The organism is Pseudomonas sp. B28(2017) (assembly GCF_002113025.1).
In the GTDB taxonomy this organism is placed as follows: domain Bacteria; phylum Pseudomonadota; class Gammaproteobacteria; order Pseudomonadales; family Pseudomonadaceae; genus Aquipseudomonas.
This window is the reverse complement of sequence record NZ_NEJH01000005.1, coordinates 290,155-307,915: the sequence shown is the minus strand read 5'-3', so window position 1 is coordinate 307,915 and position 17,761 is coordinate 290,155. Positions and strand designations below refer to the sequence as shown.

The following is a 17,761-nucleotide window of genomic DNA, read 5'->3' as shown; positions in this document are numbered from 1 at the left end:
GTTGTAGACATTCAGCACCAGGTTCGCGGTACTGCTGTCGCCGTCCGCATCGGTGAGGGTGTAGGTGAAGGTTTCACTGCCGTTGCCACCGCCGTGCAATGCTTTGAAGTCCGTGTCGTTGGGGTTCAGCGTATAGGTGTAAGTGCCGTTGGCATTCAACACCAGGGTGCCGTAGGTGCCGGTGAAAGTGCCGGGGGTGATCGGGCCGGCGTTTGCGCCAAGCGTCACGTGGTCAGCGCCTTGCACGTCGTTGCTCAGCACATTGCCAGTGAGGGTCAGCAGGGTTTCCGAGGCCGTTGAAGCATTGCTGTCGTCCACGCCTTTTGGAAGGTCGTCGACGATGTTCACGTCCAGTGAACCGGTGGCGGTGGTGCCGTTGTTGTCGACCACAGTCACGGCGAACTGCTCAGGCAGGCTATTGGCGCCGTTGGCGGTCGGGTGCGCTTCGTTATCGTTGAGCGTGTAGCTGTAGCTGACCACGCCGGTCGCCGCATTGAAGCCGGTGATGGTCAGCGTGCTGCCCAACGGGGTGGTGATTGATTGCGGGAAGCCCGCGGCCACGCCGCCGCTGACCACGGCGATGCCGCCGACGCTCAGGGTGGTGACACCGTCCAGCGCGGTCACGGTAAACGTGCCGCTCTGGGTCAGGGCCGGTGCGTCCGGGTTGCTGCCGTCACTGAGGTTTTTTTCGAAGACGGTGAGTTCGCCGCCCTCGACGTTCAAACCGTCAATCGTGATCGAGTCATCATTGTTGTGGATCTGCAGCACGAGGTTGGCCGTGCTGCTGTCGCCGTCCGCATCGGTGATGGTGTAGGTGAAGGTTTCGCTGCCATCGCCACCGCCGTGCAGGGCTTTGAAGTCCGTGTCGTTGGGGTTCAGCGTATAGGTGTAGGTGCCATTGGCATTCAGCACCAGGGTGCCGTAGATGCCGGTGAACGTGCCGGGGGTGATCGGGCCGGCATTTTCGCCGAGCGTTACCCGGTCGGCGCCTTGTACGTCGTTGCTCAGCACGTTGCCGTTGAGGGTCAGCAGAGTTTCCGAGGCCGTTGAAGCGTTGCTGTCGTACACGCCCTTCGGCAGGTCGTCGACGATGTTGACGTTGATCTGCCCGGTTGAACTGTCGCCGTCCGAATCGGTGGCCACGACGTTGAAGTTCTCGGTCAGGCTGTTGGCGCCGTTGGCCGCTGGATGGGCTTCGTTATCGTTGAGGGTGTAGCTGTAGCTTATGACGCCGGTCGCCGCGTTAAACCCGGTGATGGTCAGCGTGCTGCCCAATGGCGTGATGATCGATTGCGGGAAGCTGGCGGCCACGCCAGCGGTGACCACGGCGATGCCGCCGACGGTCAGGGTTTGCAGGCCATCGAGGGCAGTCACCGTGAAGGTGCTGCTCTGGGTCAGGGCCGGTGTGTTGGGGTTGCTGCCATCACTGAGGTTTTTCTCGTAGACGGTCAACTCGCCGCCATACACGTTGAGGCCGTTGAGGACCACCGGATCATCGTTGTTGTAGACGTTCAGCACCAGATTCGCGGTGCTGGTGTCGCCGTCGGCATCGGTGAGGTTGTAGGTGAAGGTTTCGCTACCGTAGCCACCGCCGTGCAATGCCTTGAAATCCGCATCACTGGTGTTGAGGGTGTAGGTGTAAGTGCCGTTGGCGTTGAGCACCAGGGTGCCGTAGGTGCCGGTGAACGTGCCGGGGGTGATCGGGCCGGCGTTTTCTCCGAGCGTTACCCGGTCGGCGCCTTGCACGTCGTTGCTCAACACATTGCCAGTAAGGGTCAGCAAGGTTTCCGAGGCCGTTGAAGCATTGCTGTCGTACACGCCTTTGGGTAGGTCGTCGACGATATTGACGTCCAGCGAGCCGGTGGCGGTGGTGCCATTGTCGTCGACCACGGTCACGGCGAACTGCTCAGGCAGAGTATTGGCGCCGTTGCCGGTCGGATGCGCTTCGTTATCGTTGAGGGTGTAGCTGTAGCTCACGACACCGGTCGCCGCATTGAACCCGGTGATGGTCAGCGTACTGCCCAATGGCGTGGTAATCGATTGCGGGAAGCCCGCGGCCACACCGCCAGTGACCACGGCGATGCCGCCGACGCTCAGGCTCGTGACGCCGTCCAGCGCGGTCACGGTAAAGGTGCCGCTCTGGGTCAGCGCCGTGGCATCCGGTGCACTGCCGTCGCTGAGGTTTTTCTCGAAGACGGTCAACTCGCCGCCCTCGACGTTCAAACCGCCGACCGTCACCGGGTCGTCGTTGTTGTGGATTTGCAGCACCAGGTTCGCGGTACTGCTGTCGCCGTCGGCATCGGTGAGGGTGTAGGTGAAGGTTTCGCTGCCATCGCCACCGCCGTGCAAGGCCTTGAAATCGGCATCACTGGTGTTGAGGGTGTAGGTGTAGGTGCCATTGGCATTCAGCACCAGGGTGCCGTAGATGCCGGTGAAAGTGCCGGGGGTGATCGGGCCGGCGTTTTCTCCGAGCGTCACCCGGTCAGCGCCTTGCACGTCGTTGCTCAACACATTGCCAGTAAGGGTCAGCAAGGTTTCCGAGGCGGTACTGGCGTTGCTGTCGTCCACGCCCTTCGGCAGGTCGTCGACGATGCTGACGTCGAGTGAGCCGGTCGCGGTGGTGCCGTTGTCGTCGACCACAGTCACGGTGAACTGTTCAGGCAGGCTATTGGCGCCGTTGGCGGTCGGATGCGCTTCGTTATCGTTGAGGGTGTAGCTGTAGCTCACGACACCGGTCGCCGCGTTGAAGCCGGTGATGGTCAGCGTACTGCCCAATGGCGTGGTAATCGATTGCGGGAAGCCCGCGGCCACACCGCCAGTGACCACGGCGATGCCGCCGACGCTCAGGCTCGTGACGCCGTCCAGCGCGGTCACGGTAAAGGTGCCGCTCTGGGTCAGCGCCGTGGCATCCGGTGCACTGCCGTCGCTGAGGTTTTTCTCGAAGACGGTCAACTCGCCGCCCTCGACGTTCAAACCGCCGACCGTCACCGGGTCGTCGTTGTTGTGGATTTGCAGCACCAGATTCGCGGTGCTGCTGTCGCCGTCGGCATCGGTGAGGGTGTAGGTGAAGGTTTCACTGCCGTTGCCACCACCGTGCAACGCTTTGAAATCGGCATCACTGGTGTTGAGGGTGTAGGTGTAGGTGCCATTGGCATTCAGCACCAGGGTGCCGTAGGTGCCGGTGAAAGTGCCGGGGGTGATCGGTCCGCTGTTTTCCCCAACCGTCACCCGGTCGGCACCTTGCACGTCGTTGCTCAGCACATTGCCATTGAGGGTCAGCAGGTTTTCCGAAGCCGTCGAAGCATTGCTGTCATCCACGCCCTTCGGCAAGTCGTCGACGATGCTGACGTCCAGTGAACCGGTCGTAGTGGTGCCGTTGTCGTCGACCACGGTCACGGCGAACTGCTCAGGCAGGGTGTTGGCGCCGTTGGCAGTTGGATGGGCTTCGTTATCGACCAGCGTGTAGCTGTAGCTCACGACACCAGTCGCCGCGTTGAACCCGGTGATGGTCAGGGTGCTACCCAGCGGCGTGATGATCGATTGCGGGAAGCCCGCGGCCACACCCGCGGTGACCACGGCGATGCCGCCCACGGTCAGGCTCGTGACGCCGTCCAGCGCGGTCACGGTAAACGTCCCGCTCTGGGTCAGCGCCGTGGCATCCGGTGCGCTGCCGTCGCTGAGGTTTTTCTCGAAGACGGTCAACTCGCTGCCCTCAGCGTTCAATCCGCCAATCGTGATCGGGTCATCGTTGTTGTGGATATCCAGCACCAGGTTCGCAGTGCTGCTGTCGCCGTCCGCATCGGTGAGGGTGTAGCTGAAGGTTTCGGTGCCGTTACCGCCGCCGTGCAACGCCTTGAAGTCAGCGTCGCTGGTGTTCAGCGTATAGGTGTAGGTGCCGTTGGCATTCAGCACCAGGGTGCCGTAAGTCCCGGTAAAGGTGCCAGGAGTAATCGGTCCGCTGTTTTCACTGACCGGCACCCGGTCGGCGCCTTGTACGTCGTTGCTCAGTACATTGCCGTTGAGGGTCAGCAGGGTCTCCGAGGCGATGCCATTGTTGTCATCTACTGCTTTGGGCACGTCGTCGATGATGCTGATATCCAGCGTACCGGTAGCGCTGTCGCCATTGCTGTCGATGGCCACCACGGTGACGTGCTCGGCAAGACTATTGGCCCCCTCGCCGCTTGCATGGATTTCGGCACGGTTGAGGGTGTAGCTGTAACTGACCACGCCCGTGGCCGGGTTGTAACCGGTGAAGGTCAAGGTACTGCCCAGAGAGGTGGTCATCGACTGCGCAAAACCTGTCGCCACACCGCCGCTGATCACGTTGATTGCGCCGATGCTGAGGCTGGTCAGCCCGTCTGGCGCATTGATGGTGAAGGTGCCGCTTCGCGTCAGCGAGCCTTCGTTTCTCGCCGAACCGTCGGCCAGGTTGGCTTCATTGACGCTCCGCTCGCCGTTCTGCTCCGACAGGCCTTCGAAGGTGACCGGATTGTTCGGCGTTTGCGCAACCACCGGCGGCACCACAGGGGCAGCGACCGCTACAACGTTGTTGCCCGGATTAGCGTTCAGGCGTTCTTCAGGAAGTTCGGGAATGCCATTGAAACCGGCAGTGGGGAAGCCAATGGTTGGCTCGACTCGCCCGCCCACTTCTTCGAGCATGACGAAACTATGACCACTGCCCTGGATGCCGCCCGGTACACCGGTAGTCGTGGCAGGTCCCGCAGCGGTGGCTTCAGCGGTTTGGGTCGGGTCGTCACCCGCTGCAATGGCTTTTTGCAGTTGTTCGACGTCCGTCAGCTGCGCTTCGCTCGGCGTTACCGCTTCATGCGAGACCACATGGGGAATCTGATTGGCGAGCAGCTGCGGTGTCATCTGCATGCTGCTGCCGCGCCCAAGGGTCAGCTCCTGGCCATTTTGCAGGTGTACCGCCACCGCGCCCTCAGCGCCGGTGCTCAGTTGGTCGCCGGCGAACAGCCGGTCCCCCTCGACCAAAGCACGCCGGGTGCCGTCGCTCGCGACCGCGAACACCTGACCGATGACCTTACTGACGATACCGATGAGCGTAGCCATGTGCACTTCCTCCGCTGCCAACCGCCGTCGGCAGCTTGTTTGTGCGAAGAACGTGCTCATGGCTCAAGCGGGTCGCCTGGCGAATCGTGTCAAGGGGGCCGGTTTACTTGAGTAAGCCGTGGCCCTGGCAACGATCTCGCCCAGCCAGTCGCTCACGGCGCTGTTTACGACTTAGGGAAAAACCCTCTGCAATCAATGGCATCGGATCCCTGCGCGCAACAACGTTGCCTGTGAGCGATGCGTAGCGATCCTGAATCACTCAAGTGACAAAAAACCGTCGCCACCAGATCGCTCGCGTCCCTCCCCTCCAGCACCTCTCCGCTCTATGTCGATAAGTGGATTGGAATTTTCTTCAAACCCCGACAAGCGCCCTAGCGCCCATAAAACAAGGGCTTTCGAGTTGAACAATGTGCTGGATTTTGCATAGCGCATAAGTTTTTTTTTGCATAGCCGTTATGAGAAAAATTTCTTAGCTACGCTCCAGAATGTTCTTAGCTCTTTTGTTAAAGACGTGAAACAACTTCACCTAGAAATATCGTCAAATAATTGGCGACCAATAAGCACCATCAGGAAATCAGGGAGATGTACATGCGCCTATTAACCCCCCTCTGCAGCGCGGTTCTCTTGGCCATGGCCTGTTCGTCCCAGGCTCAGGCCATGACGCTGACCGAAGCGATCCAGAGCACCATCGCGACCCACCCGGAGCTGGCATCACGGGTGGACAGCCGCCTGTCGGCGGATGAGGACGTGAAGGTCGCCAAAGGGGGCTTTTATCCATCGGTCGATCTGAACGCCGCCTACGGGCGCGCGTATAGCGATAACACCAATACCCGGGCGTTCGGCAATCACCACACCGAAACCCTCAACTACACCCAGTCGGAATTGCGCCTGCGGCAAATGCTCTTTGACGGATTCAGCACCGCCAATGAAGTCGGACGCACCCAGGGCGTGGTCAACTCGCGAGCCTATTACGCTCAGGGTACGGCTCAGGATCTGGCCCTGCGCACCACCGAGGTTTACCTCGAAGTGCTCAAGCGCCGCGAACTGGTGACACTGGCCAAAAACAACCTGCAAGCGCACTTGCGGGTCAACGACCAGATCGGCCTGCGCACCCAGCGCGGCGTGGGCAGCAACGCCGATGCCGACCAGTCCACGGCTCGCCGGGCACTGGCAGAAAACAACCTGGATACCGCCGAAGTGGATCTGGCTGACGCCGAGTCAAACTTTTACGCCGTTGTAGGGCGTATGCCCGATGAACTCGAAACCCCGCCATCGATTCGCGGCGAAGTCCCTGCCTCCCTGCCCGAAGCCCAGCAGAGCATGGTGGAAAACAACCCTTACCTGAAATCCGCCCAGGCTGACGTGCAATCGGCCGAAAGCCAGTACGAAGTCGCCAAGTCGCCGTTCTACCCGCGCTTCGACGCCGAGGCGGCAGTGGGCGCGAACAACAACGTGCAGGGTGACGAAGGCCACGACAACGAATGGCGGGTCGGCGTGATCATGAACTACAACCTGTTCCGCGGCGGCAGCGACAAGGCGCGCCTGGCCTCCGACTCGCACAAGATCAACCAGGCCATGGACATCCGTAACAATGCCCTGCGCCAGCTCAACGAGAACATTCACCTGGCCTGGAACGCCATGGTCAATGCCAAGAAACAAATCCCGACCGCCCGTGAATACGCCGACACCAGCAAGCGCGTACGCATTGCCTACCAGGATCAGTTCGGCCTCGGTCAACGGACCCTGCTTGACCTGCTCGACAGTGAAAACGAACTCTACAACGCCAACCGTCGCTACACCGAGGTGCGCTACACGGAAGAGTTTTCGATGTACCGCGTTTTGGCGAACATGGGCCAGTTGTTGAGCAAACAACGCGTCGTCCTGCCCGCCGACGCGATTGCCCAGACCGAAGTGAAAAACGAAGCGCGTCTGCCTGAAATGAAGTAGTGCACAGGAGGGTTCAATGACCAGCATGGAGACCGGCAACACCGGTGTCGATCCACGCCTGAGCTTCGATGACCCGCTTCTGGATGGTCTGTTGATCCTCTGCAAACTCCACGGCGCGACGGTCAGTCGCGCCAGCCTGAGTGCCGGGCTCCCCATGGCACACCAACGCCTGAGCCTGGACCTGCTACCCCGTGCAGCGGCCCGGGCCGGTTTGCAGGCGCGCTTGCTGCGCCGCGACCTCAAGGACATCTCCCCGCTCAACCTGCCCGTGCTGATGTTGCTCAACAACGGCCGCACGGCCGTCCTGCGCCGTTATGGCGAGGACGGCAAGGTGCTGATCCTGCCCAGCGAAGCCGACGGCGGCGAACAATGGCTCAGCCCTGAGGAGCTGGCCGAACACTACAGTGGCCAGGCGCTGTTTGCCCGCCCACGCCACGAACTCGAAGACTTGCGCTCGCCGCTGGTGCCTCGGGTAAAGGCCTGGTTTCGCGATACGCTGAAGCTGTCGAAATGGCTGTATGGCGACGCGATTCTGGCGAGTTTCCTGATCAACCTGCTGGGACTGATGGTGCCGCTGTTCGTGATGCAGACCTACGACCGCGTGGTGCCGAACCAGGCCACTTCGACCTTGTGGGTGCTGGCGATCGGTCTGCTGATCGGCACTGCTTTCGAACTGGTACTGCGGGTCGTGCGCGCGCACTTGCTGGATACTGCCGGCAAGAAAACCGACGTGATCCTGTCCGCCACCCTGTTTGAGCGCATCACCGGCATGGCAATGAAAGCGCGACCGGCGACCATCGGGGGCTTTGCCCAAAGCATTCATGACTTCCAGGGCTTGCGGGAATTTCTCACTGCCGTGACCCTCACCAGCCTGATCGACCTGCCCTTCTGCCTGCTGATGCTGCTGGTGATCGGCCTGCTCGGAGGCTGGCTGGTGGTGATCCCGATACTGGCGTTTCCCATCACCATCATCTTCGCCATGGTGATCCAGGTACGCCTGCGCGACACCGTGCAGAAAAGCCTCAGCCTCGGCGCAGAACGCCAGGCGTTGCTGATCGAAACCCTCAGTGGCCTGGAAACCCTCAAGGCCTGCAGCGCCGAAAGCGAACGCCAGCACAAATGGGAAAGTACCCACGGCGCCCTTACCCGCCTCGACAGCCATGCGCGCAACCTGTCGGCCCTGGCCACCAATGGCACCTTGTTCATACAGCAGTTGTCCGGCATGGCGACCATCGTTGCCGGGGTCTACAGCATCATCGCCGGCAACCTCAGCGTCGGTGCCCTGGTGGCCAGCTACATGCTCGGCAGCCGGGTCTTGGCGCCGCTGGGGCAAATCGCCGGACTGATCACGCGCTATCAGCAAGCGCAACTGACCATGAAAAGCACCGACGCACTGATGGGCCTGCCCCAGGAACGCGACGCCAGACAACGGCCGCTGGAACGCACGCAACTGCAAGGCGCGCTGGATGTTGTCGGCGTGACCTTCCACTACAACGGCCAGAGCTCTCCCGCCCTGGCCAATATCAGCTTCAGTGTGAAACCCGGTGAGCGCGTCGGCATCATCGGCCGCAGCGGCTCAGGCAAAAGCACCCTGGCGCGACTGGTGATGGGGTTCTATGAACCGGACGAAGGCCAGTTGCTGCTCGATGGCCTGGACCTGCGGCAACTGGACGTCGCCGACCTGCGCCATCAAATCGGTTACGTCGCCCACGACTTGCCGCTGCTGGCCGGCAGCCTGCGTGACAACCTGACCCTCGGCGCGCGCTATATCAGCGACTCACGCATGCTCGAAGTGGCGGAAATGACCGGCGTCACCGAATTGGCCCGGCAACACCCGCAAGGCTTCGACCGGCCCGTGGGTGAACGTGGGCAACTGCTGTCCGGCGGCCAGCGCCAGGCGGTATTGATGGCCCGGGCCATGTTGCTCGACCCGCCGATCATGCTGCTCGACGAGCCCACCAGTGCCATGGACAACAGCAGCGAAGACGTCCTGCGGCAAAAACTCCACGGCTGGGTCCAGGGCAAAACCATCCTGTTGGTGACCCACCGCACCTCGATGCTGAGCCTGGTGGATCGCCTGGTGGTGCTGGACAACGGGCGGATCGTCGCCGACGGTCCGAAAGAAGCGGTCATCGATGCACTGCGCAAGGGCCGTGTCGGCTCTGCGGCAGTCTAGGAGTCGCCCATGTCTGCCGATCAAGGATCCCGTGGCTACTTCGACAGTTTCAACAAAAGTGCCGAGACCGAGTTCATGCCGGAAACCGCCGGCGCCTCGTTGCAGGACTCACCGCGCTGGTCGCGAATCACCGTGTGGCTGACCGCCGCGCTGTTGGTCAGCACACTGCTCTGGGCCAGGTTCGCTGTGTTGCAGGAAGTGACCATGGGCGAAGGCAAGGCGATTCCGTCGAGCAAAGTCCAGGTGATCCAGAATCTGGAGGGCGGCATCGTCACTGAAATTTTCGTTCGTGAAGGGCAAATGGTGAACAAGGGCGACACCTTGCTGCGTCTGGATGACACCCGCTACCTGTCGAACAAGGGCGAAAGCGAAGCCGATCGTTATGCCTTGACCGCGCAGGTCGAACGGCTTTCTGCCGAAGCCGAAGGCCGGCCATTCAAGCTGTCAGAAGAAGTGATCGCCAAGGCTCCGCAAGTGGCTGAAGACGAGCGTTCCCTGTACGAACAGCGGCAACGCCGACTGGCCAGCGAACAGCGCACCCTGACCGAACAACTTCGGCAAAAAACCCAGGAACTGGCCGAGTTCCGTTCGAAACAGGGGCAGTTCAGTTCAAGCCTGGCGTTGTTGCAGCAAGAGATGAACATGTCCACACCACTGGTGGGCACCGGCGCGGTGTCACCGGTGGAAATCCTGCGCCTCAAACGTAGCGCGGTGGAGATTCGCGGCTCATTGAACGCCACCACCCTGGCAATTCCCCGGGCGGAATCGGCGATCAACGAGATCAAAAGCAAGATCGACGAGTCGGAACAGACCTTCCGTTCGGAAGCCGCCAAAGAACTGAACGAGAAACGCACCGACCTGTCGAAAATCACGGCATCGAGCATCGCCATCGACGACCGCGTGACCCGCACCACCGTGGTCTCCCCGGTTCACGGCATCATCAAGGTGTTGAAGGTCAACACCATCGGTGGCGTGGTCCAGCCCGGCAGTGACATGGTGGAAATCGTGCCGCTGGAAGACAACCTGCTGATCGAAGCCAAGGTGCGGCCACAGGACGTTGCATTCCTGCATCCGGGCCAGAAAGCCATGGTCAAGTTCAGTGCCTACGACTACACCATTTACGGTGGCCTGAGCGCCAGACTGGAGTTGATCGGCGCCGACACCATCACCGACGACAAGGGCAACAGCTTCTATCTGATTCAGGTGCGTACTGATAAAAACCATTTGGGCGGGGACGTGAAACCGCTGCTGATCATCCCGGGGATGGTGGCGACGGTGGACATTATTACCGGGGAGAAAACGGTGCTCGATTACTTGCTTAAACCGGTGCTTAAAGCGCGGACCGAGGCGATGCGGGAAAGGTAGTGACTGTTCAAGATCTCTTGTGATTGTTCCACCGCTTTCGCGAGCAAACACCGGCTAATCCGGCCCATGATTACGCTGAAAAACCTCCTCCCCCATCGCCGCAATCTGCCCCTCGATCAACGCTTCGAACGGCCTGAGCAATGGCGCAAAGGAAGTCGGTGCCTCAAGGGTCTCAAGCGCCTGCACAATTGCCTCCACCGTCGACAACGCTCCCGGTCCCGGCGCCTTGCGCAGTCGATAACGGGATACACCGCCCTCGGCCAGCGTCACCCTCGGCAACGCCGCCAGCAGCGGGTTGAGGTGCAGCATCTTGCGCGCCTTGCGCCAGGTGCCGTCCGGGACGACCAGCAACAACGGTTCGTCTGTCGCGGCACAGGCCCGCATCGGTTGCGCCTCTTCGCCGGGAAACAACAAGCGCGCCCGATACCCCGGCCGGCTCAATAGCGTCGGTAAATCCTCGAACACTTCCCCGACGATCAACTCGGCATTGTTAAGGCCCAACGCCGCCAGCCGCGCCGTATTCAGTGCATGGTTCACTTCGCTCGGATGCTGCAACAGCAACACGCGGGTGCGGCTGTCGAGGCTCGGAATCAATGGGCACAGGCAGTGGCTTTGCGGGCGCAGGCACCGCGGGCATTGGCGTCTGGACATCTTCTCAGGCCTGATTCAGTTGGGCTTTAAGCAAGTCACGGAACGTCTGGATCAGCGGCTCGCGACTACGGCCGCGGCGCACGATCATCGAGAATGGCGCCTGATAACCGAAGGTCGCCGGCAGCAACACTCGCAAGTCACCCTTGTCGGCCCAGGCCTGGGCGTAGTGCTCCGGCAGGTAGCCGATGTAAGCGCCCGAAAGCACCAGAATCAACTGGGCCTCCATACTTTCCACGGTCGCGGCACTGTGCTTGAAACCGTGACGCGCCAGTTCGGCCTGGCTCCAGTAGCCACGACCGACCATGCGCTGCTGGGTGATGACTTGCTCGGGAATGCGCCGCTCGTTGAACAGCGGATGCCGCGTGCTGCAATACAACCAGTGTTGTTCACGGTACAGCGGCATGTACACCAGGCCGCTCATGCGCGTGGAAAACGCGCCGATGGCCAGGTCGAGACGGTTGTCTTGCACCCCGAGTTGCAGTTCGTAGGGGCTCATCACCGACAGGTGCAAGTGCACGGCCGGGTGCTCCTGGCTGTAGGCACCGATGGCTTCGGCAAACGGCAAGGCCTTGTCGCTGACGGTGGAGTCGATGACCCCAAGGTTCAAGGTACCGCGCAACTCACCCTTGAGGGCGGCAGCGTATTGCTCGAAGCCTTCGAGTTCGCCCAACAGACGCAGGGTTTCCTGATGGAACAGTTCGCCCTTGCTGGTCAGGCTGAAGCCGCCACGACCACGATGACAGAGCACCAGGCCGAGGGCCGCTTCGAGCTGGCTCATGTAAGTGCTGATGGCCGACGTCGAAAGATTGAGCTCCTGCTGGGCGTTGGCGAAGCCCTGGTGTCGCACCACGCTGACGAAGATGCGCAATAGTTTCAGGTCGGGTAAAGCGTTGGCCATGACGGGCTCCGATTGCAGGGTGACGCGCAATGCTCAAGTCAATGAAGATCTTTGTGGGAGCGAGCCTGCTCGCGATGAGGGCATACAGCCAACGTCAATGTTGACTGGCCCACCGCTACCGCGAGCAGGCTCGCTCCCACAAGGTTTGTTCCTGGCATTGGGTTTTGCGTTTTGAGTGAAGTCTATCGCTGTCACATCCATTAGTTTAGAAAAATCTGAACTAAGTATTTGCCCGTAGCGATTCTTCCCTGTCACTACATTTCGCAGAATCGGCGCCACAAGGTTCGCCCGTACTCCCGTGAACGGTGCAACCCAATAAATAAAACAACGACGATGAGGCCCTACCCGTGGACAAGATTCTTCACCAACCACTGGGCGGCAACGAAATGCCGCGCTTCGGCGGCATCGCCACCATGATGCGACTCCCCCACCTGGAAACTGCTGCCGGCCTGGACGCAGCCTTCGTAGGCGTGCCGCTGGACATCGGTACCTCGCTGCGCCCTGGCACCCGTTTCGGGCCTCGCGACATCCGCACCGAATCGGTGATGATCCGCCCTTACAACATGGCCACCGGTGCAGCACCGTTCGACTCGCTGTCGGTTGCCGACATCGGCGACGTGGCGATCAACACCTTCAACCTGCTGGACGCCGTTCGCATCATCGAAGAAGCCTACGACGACATCCTCGAACACAACGTGATCCCCCTGACCCTGGGCGGCGACCACACCATCACCCTGCCGATCCTGCGTGCCATCCATAAAAAGCACGGCAAAGTCGGTCTGGTGCACATCGATGCTCACGCCGATGTGAACGATCACATGTTCGGCGAGAAAATCGCCCACGGCACGACCTTCCGTCGCGCCGTCGAAGAAGGCTTGATCGATCCGGACCGTGTTGTGCAAATCGGTCTGCGCGCCCAGGGCTACACCGCTGATGACTTCAACTGGAGCCGCAACCAGGGCTTCCGTGTGGTTCAGGCCGAAGAGTGCTGGCACAAATCGCTGGAGCCATTGATGGCTGAAGTCCGCGAGAAAGTCGGTGGCGGTCCTGTCTACCTGAGCTTTGACATCGACGGCATCGACCCGGCCTGGGCTCCTGGCACCGGCACCCCGGAAATCGGCGGCCTGACGACCATTCAGGCCATCGAGATCGTTCGTGGCTGCCAGGGCCTCGACCTGATCGGTTGCGATCTGGTAGAAGTCTCGCCCGCTTACGACACCACGGGTAACACCTCGCTGCTGGCCGCCAACCTGTTGTACGAAATGCTCTGCGTACTGCCAGGTGTGGTTCACCGCTGAGGGTCGCTCATGAACGAACGTGATCAGGTCTTGAAAGCGGCCGCCGACCTGGTGTCCGCCTTCGCCCGTAACGATCGCGAAGCCTACTTCGGCGCGTTCAGCGCCGATGCGAGCTTTGTTTTCTACACCCTCGAACAGCCCCTGCTGTCACGCGACGCCTATCAGGCGTTGTGGGACAGCTGGCGCGCCGAGGATGGCTTCGAAGTGCTGTCATGCATTTCGAGCAACGCCTTCGTCAGCCTGCAAGGTGACGTGGCGATTTTCATCCATGACGTAGCCACCGAGCTGCGCATGCAAGGGGAGCAGCACTTTAGCCAGGAGCGCGAGACGATTGTTTTCAAGAAACAAGTGTCTGGCCAAGAACAACAAGGCCGATGGCTGGCCTGTCACGAACATTTGTCCGCGATGCCGGAAGGGCTGCCACCCCCTTAGCCAACACAGGTGACGCTCACGCACGATGAGCGCGCCTTTATGATCGGAGCTGATCATGAATAACAACAACAAAGACCAAAGCCTTACGCAAATTGAAACCCACGGGGTCGAACAGATCCCGGACAACGAACGCACCGCAGGCCCGACGGACTTGTTCCGGATGATCTTCGGTGGTTCCAACACCTTTGCCACCGCCGTGCTCGGCAGTTTCCCGGTGCTGTTCGGCCTGTCTTTCCAGGCGGGCGTCTGGGCGATTGTGCTGGGCGTGCTGCTGGGTTCGCTGATCCTCGCGCCAATGGGCCTGTTCGGCCCGATCAACGGCACGAACAACGCCGTGTCTTCCGGTGCGCACTTCGGCGTGCACGGACGGATCGTCGGTTCGTTCCTGTCGCTGTTGACCGCCATCGCCTTCTTCTCGCTCTCGGTGTGGAGTTCGGGTGACGCGCTGATTGGCGGTGCCAAACGCCTGATCGGCCTGCCAGAAACCGACCTGACCCTGGGTCTGGCCTACGGTCTGTTCGCGATTCTGGTGTTGACCGTGTGCATCTACGGCTTCCGCTTCCTGCTGTGGGTCAACAAGATCGCGGTGTGGAGTGCCAGCCTGCTGTTCCTGCTGGGCGTCTTCGCCTTCGCCGGTCCTTTCGATGCGAACTACGCCGGTAGCGTCAACATGGGCCAACCCGGTTTCTGGGCCGCCTTCATCGGTGCTGCACTGGTGGCCATGAGCAACCCGATTTCCTTCGGTGCGTTCCTCGGCGACTGGTCGCGCTACATTCCGCGTGATACTTCCAAGCCTCGCATCATGGCGGCGGTGGTGATTTCGCAGATCGCAACGTTCATCCCGTTCCTGTTCGGCCTGACCACCGCGACCATCGTGGCGATCAAGGCACCGGACTACATCGCGACCAACAACTATGTGGGCGGCCTGCTGGCAGTATCGCCGACCTGGTTCTTCCTGCCGGTGTGCCTGATTGCAGTGATCGGCGGCATGTCCACCGGCACCACTTCGCTCTACGGCACCGGCCTGGACATGTCCAGCGTATTCCCACGGGTGCTGTCGCGGGTCAAGGCCACGCTGCTGATCGGTGTGATGTCGATTGCCTTCATCTTCATCGGGCGCTTCGCGGCGAACCTGGTGCAGAGTGTGTCGACCTTCGCCGTGCTGATCATCACCTGCACCACTCCGTGGATGGTGATCATGATCATCGGTCTGCTGGTCCGCCGTGGCTTCTACTGCCCGGATGACCTGCAAGTGTTCACCCGTGGCGAAAAAGGCGGTCGTTACTGGTTCAACCACGGCTGGAACTGGCGTGGCATGGGTGCCTGGATCCCGAGCGCGGCCGTCGGCCTGTGCTTCGTGAACCTGCCGGGGCAGTTCGTCGGACCGTTGGGCAACCTCGCCGACGGTATCGATATCAGCCTGCCGATCACCCTGGGCCTGGCTTCGGTGCTGTATCTGGTGCTGCTGAGCCTGTTCCCGGAACCGACCGCTGTTTTCGGCCCGAATGATTCACGCAACAAGAGCAAGGATTCGCTCGCTAAACCGGCGATGCGACAAGTCGCCTGAATTACCTGTGGGAGCGAGCCTGCTCGCGAAGACTGCAGCACATCCAACATAGATGTGACTGACAAACCGCCTTCGCGAGCAGGCTCGCTCCCACAAAAAGCAGTCCACTGAAACGCTTTGGTTTCACCATAAAAAAGACAATCGGAGACACGCCATAATGGCTTTGGATTTATTCGTCGTACTCATCTACGCAGCCGCGATGCTGATACTCGGCTACTACGGCATGCGCAAGGCCAAGACCAACGAGGAGTTTCTGGTCGCCGGTCGTAACCTCGGCCCGAGCCTGTACATGGGCACCATGGCGGCTACCGTGCTGGGCGGTGCGTCCACCGTCGGCACCGTGCGTCTGGGCTACGTGCATGGCATTTCCGGTTTCTGGCTCTGCGCCGCACTGGGTTGCGGGATCGTCGCACTGAACCTGTTCCTCGCCAAACCGCTGTTGAAACTGAAGATCTACACCGTTACCCAGGTGCTGGAAAAACGCTACAACCCGATGGCCCGCTCCGCGAGCGCGGTCATCATGCTGGCCTACGCGCTGATGATCGGCGTGGTTTCGATCCTGGCGATCGGCACCGTTCTGCAAGTGCTGTTCGGCCTGCCGTTCTGGATTTCGGTGTTGCTTGGCGGTGGCGTGGTAGTGATCTACTCGGCGATCGGTGGCATGTGGTCGCTGACCCTGACCGATATCGTCCAGTTCATCATCAAGACCGTGGGCCTGATGTTCATCCTGTTGCCAATCTGCCTGTACCGCGTCGGCGGCTGGGATGAGCTGGTGGCCAAACTGCCGGCGGCGAGCTTCAGCTTCACCACCATCGGCTGGGACACCATCATCACCTACTTCGTGATCTACTTCTTCGGCATCCTGATCGGTCAGGACATCTGGCAACGGGTGTTCACCGCCAAGACTGCCAAAGTCGCGCAATACGCCGGCACCGCCGCAGGTCTGTACTGCATCGTCTACGGCCTGGTTTGTGCCCTGATCGGCATGGCCGCTCACGTACTGATCCCGGATCTGGACAACGTCAACAACGCTTTCGCCGCGATCGTGAAACTGTCCCTGCCGGACGGCATCCGTGGTCTGGTCATCGCCGCCGCACTGGCCGCCATGATGTCCACCGCCAGCGCCGGCCTGCTCGCCGCGGCCACCACTCTGAGTGAAGACCTGCTGCCGAAACTGCGCGGCGGCAAGCAGTCGAGCCTGGGCCTGAACCGCCTGGTGACCCTGCTGACCGGTATTGTCGTGCTGGGTATCGCCCTGGTGGTGAATGACGTGATCAGCGCTCTGACCCTGGCTTACAACCTGTTGGTGGGCGGCATGCTGATCCCGCTGATGGGTGCGATTTTCTGGAAACGCGCCAGCACCGCCGGCGCCATCGCCAGCATGAGCCTGGGCTTCATCACCGCTCTGGTGTTCATGGTCAAGGACGGTCTGGATGCCAACACCCCGATCTACTACAGCCTGGTTGTCGGCCTGGTGAGCTTCATTGTGGTGAGCCTGATGTCTCGCCGCCCGGTTGCGGTGGCAAGCGCCATCTAAGCTGAATATAACGACTTGATGCTTTCTTCGGCGGGTGTGGCGTCGGTTGCCACACCCGTTTTTTTTCGTCTGGAGAAAACCCTTTATGAAGATTGTTTCTCGCGATCAGTGGTTCGAGGTCAAACAGCTCAGCGACGGCATCCGCTTGATCCACGAGCCGTACATCCGGCCTTTCTACCGCTGCAACCTCTGGCACATCCAGGGCCGTGACAAGGACCTGTTGCTGGACAGCGGCTCGGGCCTGGTCAGCCTGCGCGAGCAACTGCCGTGGATCACCGAGCGGCCGCTGGTGGCCGTGGCCAGCCACTGCCATTTCGATCACATCGCCGGCCACCACGAGTTCGCTGAACGACTGGTGCATCCGGCCGAGGCGGACATTCTGGCCGCACCGGATGGCGACAACGACTTGAGCAAAGCCTTTGTCGGCGACGACATGTTTGAAGCCCACCCGGATTGTCCGCTGTGCTACGCCGAATACCGGGTCAAGGCCGCACCGGCGACGGGGTTTATCGAAGATGGAGATGTGCTGGACCTGGGCAACCGGGTCTTGCAGGTCGTGCACACGCCAGGACACTCGCCGGGGGGCATCTGCCTGTACGAAGCCGCCACCGAGACCTTGTTCAGCGGCGACATCATCTACGACGGCCCACTGATCGAAGACGCCTACCACTCCAACCTCGATGACTACGCCCGCAGCCTGCGGCGTTTGCAAGCGCTGCCGATCCGTACGGTGCATGGCGGACATTTCGGCAGTTTTTCCGGGGCGCACTTGCGCAGCATGATTGACGAATGGCAGCGCTCACACGGCTGAAGCCTGCTG

Annotated in this window: 11 protein-coding genes; 8 read left to right on the top strand and 3 right to left on the bottom strand. The window is 61.0% G+C overall.

The window, feature by feature from the left end:
- The coding region (locus CAF65_RS16810) for a retention module-containing protein (RefSeq protein WP_143492124.1) at nucleotides 1-5,070 on the bottom strand (5,070 nt) is incomplete at its 3' end.
- A gap of 588 nt (nucleotides 5,071-5,658) precedes the next feature.
- On the opposite strand from CAF65_RS16810, the gene CAF65_RS16805 reads away from it, so the two are divergent.
- The 3 genes from CAF65_RS16805 to CAF65_RS16795 are packed head-to-tail and all read left to right on the top strand — an operon-like array spanning nucleotide 5,659 to nucleotide 10,558.
- Nucleotides 5,659-7,017: a TolC family outer membrane protein gene (locus CAF65_RS16805; RefSeq protein ID WP_085717286.1), complete on the top strand. Its 1,359-nt coding sequence runs from the start codon at nucleotides 5,659-5,661 to the stop codon at nucleotides 7,015-7,017.
- 16 nt (nucleotides 7,018-7,033) lie between these two features.
- Complete coding sequence (locus CAF65_RS16800; RefSeq protein WP_085717281.1) at nucleotides 7,034-9,193, top strand: type I secretion system permease/ATPase; 2,160 nt, start codon at nucleotides 7,034-7,036, stop codon at nucleotides 9,191-9,193.
- A gap of 9 nt (nucleotides 9,194-9,202) precedes the next feature.
- Nucleotides 9,203-10,558, top strand: a complete 1,356-nt coding sequence (locus CAF65_RS16795; protein WP_085717280.1) for an HlyD family type I secretion periplasmic adaptor subunit — start codon at nucleotides 9,203-9,205, stop codon at nucleotides 10,556-10,558.
- 54 nt (nucleotides 10,559-10,612) lie between these two features.
- Here the strand turns inward: CAF65_RS16795 and CAF65_RS16790 are convergent, their stop codons facing one another.
- Nucleotides 10,613-11,209 carry a tRNA-uridine aminocarboxypropyltransferase gene (locus tag CAF65_RS16790; protein ID WP_085717279.1) on the bottom strand — a complete coding sequence of 199 codons (597 nt, stop codon included), beginning with the start codon at nucleotides 11,207-11,209 and terminating at the stop codon, nucleotides 10,613-10,615.
- Between the two features lie 4 nt (nucleotides 11,210-11,213).
- Nucleotides 11,214-12,107, bottom strand: coding sequence for a LysR family transcriptional regulator (locus tag CAF65_RS16785; RefSeq protein WP_007972518.1), 894 nt, complete (start codon nucleotides 12,105-12,107; stop codon nucleotides 11,214-11,216).
- A gap of 347 nt (nucleotides 12,108-12,454) precedes the next feature.
- Here CAF65_RS16785 and speB point away from each other — a divergent pair, with 347 nt between their 5' ends.
- From speB to CAF65_RS16760, 5 genes are all read left to right on the top strand, one after another.
- Entirely contained in the window at nucleotides 12,455-13,405 is a 951-nt protein-coding gene (speB, locus tag CAF65_RS16780; RefSeq protein ID WP_085717278.1) for an agmatinase, read from the top strand.
- 9 nt (nucleotides 13,406-13,414) lie between these two features.
- Nucleotides 13,415-13,837, top strand: a complete 423-nt coding sequence (locus tag CAF65_RS16775) for a nuclear transport factor 2 family protein (protein ID WP_085717277.1) — start codon at nucleotides 13,415-13,417, stop codon at nucleotides 13,835-13,837.
- 55 nt (nucleotides 13,838-13,892) lie between these two features.
- Nucleotides 13,893-15,404: a cytosine permease gene (locus tag CAF65_RS16770; RefSeq protein WP_085717276.1), complete on the top strand. Its 1,512-nt coding sequence runs from the start codon at nucleotides 13,893-13,895 to the stop codon at nucleotides 15,402-15,404.
- 157 nt (nucleotides 15,405-15,561) lie between these two features.
- Nucleotides 15,562-16,941 (top strand): sodium:solute symporter, encoded by a 1,380-nt coding sequence (locus tag CAF65_RS16765; protein WP_085717275.1) that lies wholly within the window; start codon nucleotides 15,562-15,564, stop codon nucleotides 16,939-16,941.
- Nucleotides 16,942-17,026: 85 nt separating this feature from the next.
- A complete protein-coding gene (locus CAF65_RS16760; RefSeq protein ID WP_085717274.1) occupies nucleotides 17,027-17,752 on the top strand; it encodes an MBL fold metallo-hydrolase in 726 nt (241 codons plus the stop codon).
- Nucleotides 17,753-17,761: the final 9 nt, after the last annotated feature.